Below are 6,684 nucleotides of genomic sequence, written 5' to 3' on the forward strand. Positions count from 1 at the left end.
AGCCTAAATCGATGCAAGCCGGGCTATATGTCGCTGAAGATCTGGAATGTGACTTCCAGCCAGAGCTGGTTGCTCAGATCGAACGGGTAGCGAAGCAAAATCAGGTCACGATCAATACGCTGATTCAGACCGTATGGGGCGTTCTGTTGCAAAAATATAACAACAGTACGGATATCGTGTTTGGCAGCGTTGTGTCCGGTCGTCCAGGGGATATTCCAGGTGTGGAGCACATGATCGGGCTATTTATTAATACAATTCCAGTGCGTGTGCAGTCTGAACCAGGTGAAAGTTTTGTCGAGCTGATGAGACGAACACAGCGGCAGGCGCTGGCTTCCAATGGTTATGATGCGTTCCCGCTGTATGAAATTCAAGCACTGACCGAGCAGAAGCAGGATTTGATCAATCATATTATGATATTTGAAAATTATCCGGTGGAGCAGCAGGTAGAGCAGCTGGGCAGTGAAGGACAGGAACCATTTACAATTTCGAATGTGGTGGCTACAGAGCAAACGAACTACGATCTAAACGTCGTCGTGATGCCAGGAGAAGGTATCAAGATTCGTTTTATGTATAACACGCTCAGCTTTGATCAAGCAGGTATTGAGCGCTTGTATGGACATTTTGCACGTTTGCTGGAGCAAATTTCGCTCAACCCGCATGTTCGGGTGGAAGAGCTGGAACTACTCACAGCAGCAGAAAAACAACAGATTACAGCGGCCTTTAATGACACCGCTTGTGCATTTCCGTCCCATCAGACGATTCATCAGCTGTTCGAGGATCAGGTGGAGTGTACGCCGGATCAGGTAGCATTGGTGTTTGGACATCAGCGTCTGACATATCGGGAGCTGAATGAACGTGCCAATTCATTGGCTCGAATGCTTCAAGCCCAGGGAGTAGGACCTGACAAACTGGTCGGTCTGATGGTGCAGCGTTCCGTGGAAATGATCGTAGGTCTGCTGGCTGTGCTAAAAGCAGGCGGTGCTTATGTGCCGATTGATCCCGAATTTCCATCCTCTCGTATTGCATACATGCTGGAAGACAGCGAGGCCGCAGTGCTTCTGACCCGTCGTGAACTGGCAGAAGAACACCATTGCCATGCCAATACCCTGTTTCTTGAGGATGCCGCATTGTATCAGGGAGAAAGTAGCAACCTGGAGACGATTGCCCGCCCAGAGCATTTGGCTTATGTCATCTATACGTCGGGTTCGACTGGAAATCCGAAAGGAGTTATGCTCCAGCATCGCTCGGTCCTCAACTTTATTACTGGGATGCGCGAAGTCATTGATTTTGAAGCGAGCCAAACCATGTTGTCACTGACGACCATTTCATTCGATATTTTCGTATTGGAAACCATTCTCCCCCTGTTGGGTGGAATGACGGTTGTGCTTGGCGACAGCCAGCATCAGGTGAATCCTCAGGCGCTGGGTGAGTTGATTACTCAACATTCGATTGAGATGTTGCAAATGACCCCATCCCGGTTACAAATGCTGTTGAGTCATGAAGCAGGCTCGCGCGTGCTGCAAAGCGTGAAGGCAATTATGGTTGGGGGCGAAGCTCTTCCGTCCAAGCTGCTCGCAGCACTGCAAGAGATAGACGGTCCCCGTATTTATAACATGTACGGACCTACAGAAACGACGGTGTGGTCGGCCGTGCAGGAACTGACCCATGCTCAGCATATTAATATTGGACGTCCTATTGCGAATACCCAAATCTATATCATGAATGCGAGTGGAGAATTGCAGCCCGTCGGTGTGCCGGGCGAGTTATGTATTGCCGGGGAAGGATTGGCCCGTGGGTATTGGAAACGTGAAGAACTGACGGCCGAGAAATTTGTGATTAATCCGTTTGCTGGGGGTAAGGCAGGCCATGAGCGGATGTACCATACAGGCGATTTGGCGAGATGGACGCCGGACGGCAACATTGAATATTTGGGGCGGATGGACCATCAGGTGAAAATTCGGGGCTACCGAATCGAACTGGGCGAGATCGAATCGCAGCTGTTGCAGGTGGAGTCGGTACAAGAAGCGGTCATCATGGCACGCACGGACGAAACGGGTCAAACACAGCTCGTGGCGTACTATGTGGCGAGTCAAGAACTGGGAGCCGGTGAGCTGAGACATGAGCTGGGACAAGAACTGCCAAGCTATATGATGCCGTCGTATTTCATCTGGTTGGAGCAGATGCCGCTGACACCGAACGGTAAAATCGACCGCAAGTCCCTGCCAGCACCGGAAGGCAATCTGCACAGCGGTGCGGATTATGTAGCGCCACGCACTGCAACGGAACGAGCGCTTGTAGCGGTCTGGCAGTCCGTCCTGGGTGTGCCAACCGTCGGTATGTTGGACAATTTCTTTGATCTGGGTGGCGATTCGATCAAGGCGATTCAAATCGTATCGCGTGCATTCCAGGCCGGCTACAAGCTGGACATGAAGGATTTGTTCCGCTATCCCATCGTCGCAACCCTGGCATCGCATATGCATGAGGTCAGTCGTATGGCAGATCAGGGAGAAGTAAGCGGAGAAACGGCGTTGCTTCCGATCCAGCACGAGTTCTTTGCGCAGGAGCAAGTGGATGCGTATCATTTTAATCAGGCGGTTATGCTGCACCGGGAGCAGGGGTTTGACGAGTCGGCTCTGCGTCAGGCGCTTGGCAAGCTGACAAAGCATCATGATGCTTTGCGGATGGTGTTCAGCAAGACAGAACAAGGCTATAAAGCATGGAGTCGCGGAATACAGGAAGGTGAGCTGTATCATCTGGATGTGGTGGACTTTACGAACTTGACGGATAAAGCCACGCTCAGCGCAGCCATTGAGGCGAAAGCCAGTGAAATTCAAAGGAGTATCCAACTGCATGAAGGGCCGCTGTTTAAAGCAGGTTTGTTCCACTGTGTAGATGGCGATCATCTCCTGATGGCGATTCACCATTTGGTCGTGGACGGGGTATCCTGGCGTATTTTGTTTGAGGATTTGGCTACTGCCTATGAACAGGCCGTTCATCAGAAAGTGCTTCAGCTGCCGGACAAAACGGATTCATTCCGTTCCTGGTCACAAAAACTTTCCGAGTATGCGAATAGCGCAGCCATGGACAGTGAACACGCCTACTGGGAACAATGGAACGCAGCTGCTTTGGCTGACCAAGTACGTTTGCCTGAGGATCAAGCGCAGGCCGAAACATTTACCTTAGCTGACACGGATACAGTGGCCTTCCAGCTTACGGAAGAAGAGACAGAAAGATTATTGAAGCAAGCACACCGTGCGTATAACACGGAAATGAACGATCTGTTGCTGACGGCTTTGGGCATGATGCTGTATACGTGGACGGGTCATGAACGCAGTCTGATTCATTTAGAGGGACACGGACGTGAGAACATTTTGCCGGATACGGACATTTCTCGTACGGTAGGCTGGTTTACGAGACCATATCCGGTATGGCTAGACATCGGTCGTGATCACGCTTTGTCGGGATGCATCAAACAGGTAAAAGAAAGTCTGCGTCATATTCCGAATCAAGGAATGGGCTACGGAATCTGGAGATATTTGAGTGAATCCGGCCAAGCCATGGCTCAGCAAGCAGATGCACTGCATCTTGGTCAACATCAAGCTTTTGCCGAGCCACAAGTGAGCTTTAACTATCTCGGACAGCTGGATCAGGACTTGCAAAACAGCGATATTCGTATGTCTCCTTACTCGATGGGATCGGTCGTTAGTGACCGGACGAAGATGAAATTTGCGCTCAATGTGAGCGGAATCGTAACGAACGGCATCCTGGAACTGGACATTCGGTATAACGGCAAAGCCTTCCGTAAAGATACGGTCCAAATGTTAGCCAACCTGTTGAAATCCAATCTGCTTGAAGTTATCGAGCATTGTGTTACACGAGATCGGATCGAATTAACTCCAAGTGATGTACTGTTCAAAGGTCTGACCCTGGAGCAATTAGATACGATTAAGGAGCAGACCAAGACGGTTGGGGAATTGGAAAATGTGTACCCGCTAACGCCCATGCAAAAGGGCATGCTGTTCCACAGTCTAATGAATGCTGAAACAGGCGTGTATTTTGAACAGGCGACCTTTGATCTGGAGGGCCATTTTGCACCGTCCACATTCGAGGAAAGTCTGAAGCTGCTGGTTAGTCGACATGCGATATTACGGACGAATTTCTATAGTGGCTGGCATGGTCAACCCTTGCAAATCGTCTATCGCCATAAAAGTCCGAGCTTCTTTTATGAGGATGTTAGAGGGCGTGAACAGGCTGTAGCTGAATTTGTGGCCCAGGACAAAGCTCGAGGCTTTGATTTAAGCAAGGATGCGCTCATGCGCGTATCCGTCTTCCGCACGGGTGAAAGCTCATACCGTTTTGTATGGAGCTTCCATCATATTGTGATGGACGGCTGGTGCCTGTCGCTGATGACAGACGAAGTGTTTGGTGCCTATGCTGCCTTGCTGGAGAACAAGCAGCCAGAGCTCGCACCTGTCAAGCCGTATAGTGACTATATCGAATGGTTGCAAGATCAGGATGCACAGGAAGCGACCCGTTATTGGAGTGACTATTTGGCAGGCTTTGAGCAGCAAACCTTGTTGCCTGGTGAGAATGCGCAAGCTTCTGTAGCCGCACGGGATGAAGAACCAGACGGAAGTGGTGGAAGTTCAAATTCTGGCTATGTTTCGGAAAAGCTGCCATTTATGTTGGGTAAAGAACGGAGTGCCGCATTAAACCAAATGGCCAAGCAACAACATGTCACGATTAACACCTTGCTGCAAAGTGTGTGGGGCGTTATTTTACAGCAATACAATAATAATCAGGATGTTGTGTTTGGTGGTGTGGTATCCGGTCGTCCGGCAGACATTCCAGGTGTGGAGAACATGATTGGATTGTTTATCAATACCATACCGGTTCGGATTCAAAGTGAACGGAATGCTACATTTGCTGAAGTATTGCAGCGCACACAGGAACAGGCTTTGGCCTCCAGTGTCTATGATACGTTTCCGCTCTACGATATTCAGGCACGGACTGAACAAAAACAAGACCTGATTCATCACATCATGGTCTTTGAAAACTACCCGATTGGGCAGCAGATGAAGCAGATAGGCGGTTCCGGCGAGACAAAGGCACAAACAGGCTTCTCGATTGCCAATGTGGCACTTGCCGAGCAAACCAACTACGATTTTAACCTGATTGTCGTGCCTGACGAGGATATCTCTATCCTGCTTGAATACAATGCTCTGGTGTATAACCGGTCTACTATGGAGCGTATCCAGGGCCATATCGACCATGTCATCAGGCAAATTGTGGACAATCCGAATATCCGTGTGAATGAGCTGGAATTGGTAACACCAGAAGAACAGGCACAGATCGTTCAGGTTTGGGGGGATACGGCGGTAGCCTATCCACAGGATCAGACGCTAAGTGCACTGTTCGAGCAGCAGGCCACGAACACGCCGGATCAGGTGGCAGTGTTGTGCGGATCGGAATCGTTGACCTACGCGGAGTTGAATGAGCGAGCGAACCGTTTGGCTCGGACGCTGCGTGCGGAAGGTGTTGAACCGGATCAACCAGTCGGTATTCTGGTCCGCCGTTCGCTGGAGATGATCGTAGGCATCTACGCGATCCTCAAGGCAGGCGGAGCCTATGTGCCAATCGATCCGGAATATCCGGTCGACCGCATCCGCTTTATGCTGGAGGACTCGGGCGCGAAGCTGGTGCTGACGCAAGCGCATCTGGCGGAGCAAGCCTCACTGAGTTTCGACGGCCAGGTGCTGGTACTGGACCGCGAGAACATCTATCACGAAGATGGCTCGAATCTGGAGCCTCTGGCGGGGCCGCACCATGTTGCGTACGTCATCTATACCTCTGGCTCCACCGGAAAACCGAAGGGTGTGATGGTGGAGCACCATTCCGTGCTGAACCGGATTTTGTGGATGCATGATCGTTACGGCTTGAGTGCGGAAGATACGATCCTACAAAAGACCGCTTTCACCTTCGACGTGTCAGTGTGGGAGCTGTTCTGGTGGTCAATGGTCGGCTCGAAGGTAAGCCTGTTGTCCGTGGGCGGGGAAAAGAACCCGGAAGAGATCGTGGACACGATTGCCCGCGATGGCGTAACCACGATGCACTTTGTACCCGCTATGCTGCATGCGTTTCTGGAGTACGTGGAGCAGCAGCCTCGGGAAGTGATGCAAGCGAAGCTGGGCACGCTGCGCCATGTCTTTGTCAGTGGTGAAGCTTTACCGCCACAGCATGTGGCCCGGTTCCAACGACTCGTGTCGAGCCTGACCGGAGCGAAGCTGATCAACCTGTATGGACCAACCGAAGCGACGGTGGACGTATCGTACTTCGATTGCGAGCCGGATGAGGAATATGCGGTGATTCCCATCGGGAAACCGATTCAGAATATTCGTCTATACATTGTGAAGGAAGGCACGGAACAAATGCAGCCGATTGGGGTTGCGGGTGAGCTGTGTATCGGCGGTGTCGGCGTAGCCCGAGGTTATCTGAACCGTCCAGAGCTGACGGCCGAGAAATTTGTGAAAGACCCGTTTGCCGGAGGGGAAGCCGGGTATGAACGGATGTATCGCACCGGCGATTTGGCGAGATGGATGCCGGACGGCAACATTGAATATCTGGGCCGGATCGACCATCAGGTGAAAATCCGGGGCTACCGGATTGAGCTGGGCGAGGTGGAAT

The 6,684-nt window shown here is 51.3% G+C and carries 1 protein-coding gene; it reads left to right on the plus strand.

Translation table 11 applies throughout. From position 1 onward, the window contains the following. A partial coding sequence (locus ACWA2B_RS27560) for an amino acid adenylation domain-containing protein (RefSeq protein ID WP_449292855.1) occupies positions 1-6,684 on the plus strand: 6,684 nt, incomplete at both ends.

The organism is Paenibacillus sp. CMM36, from assembly GCF_053570945.1.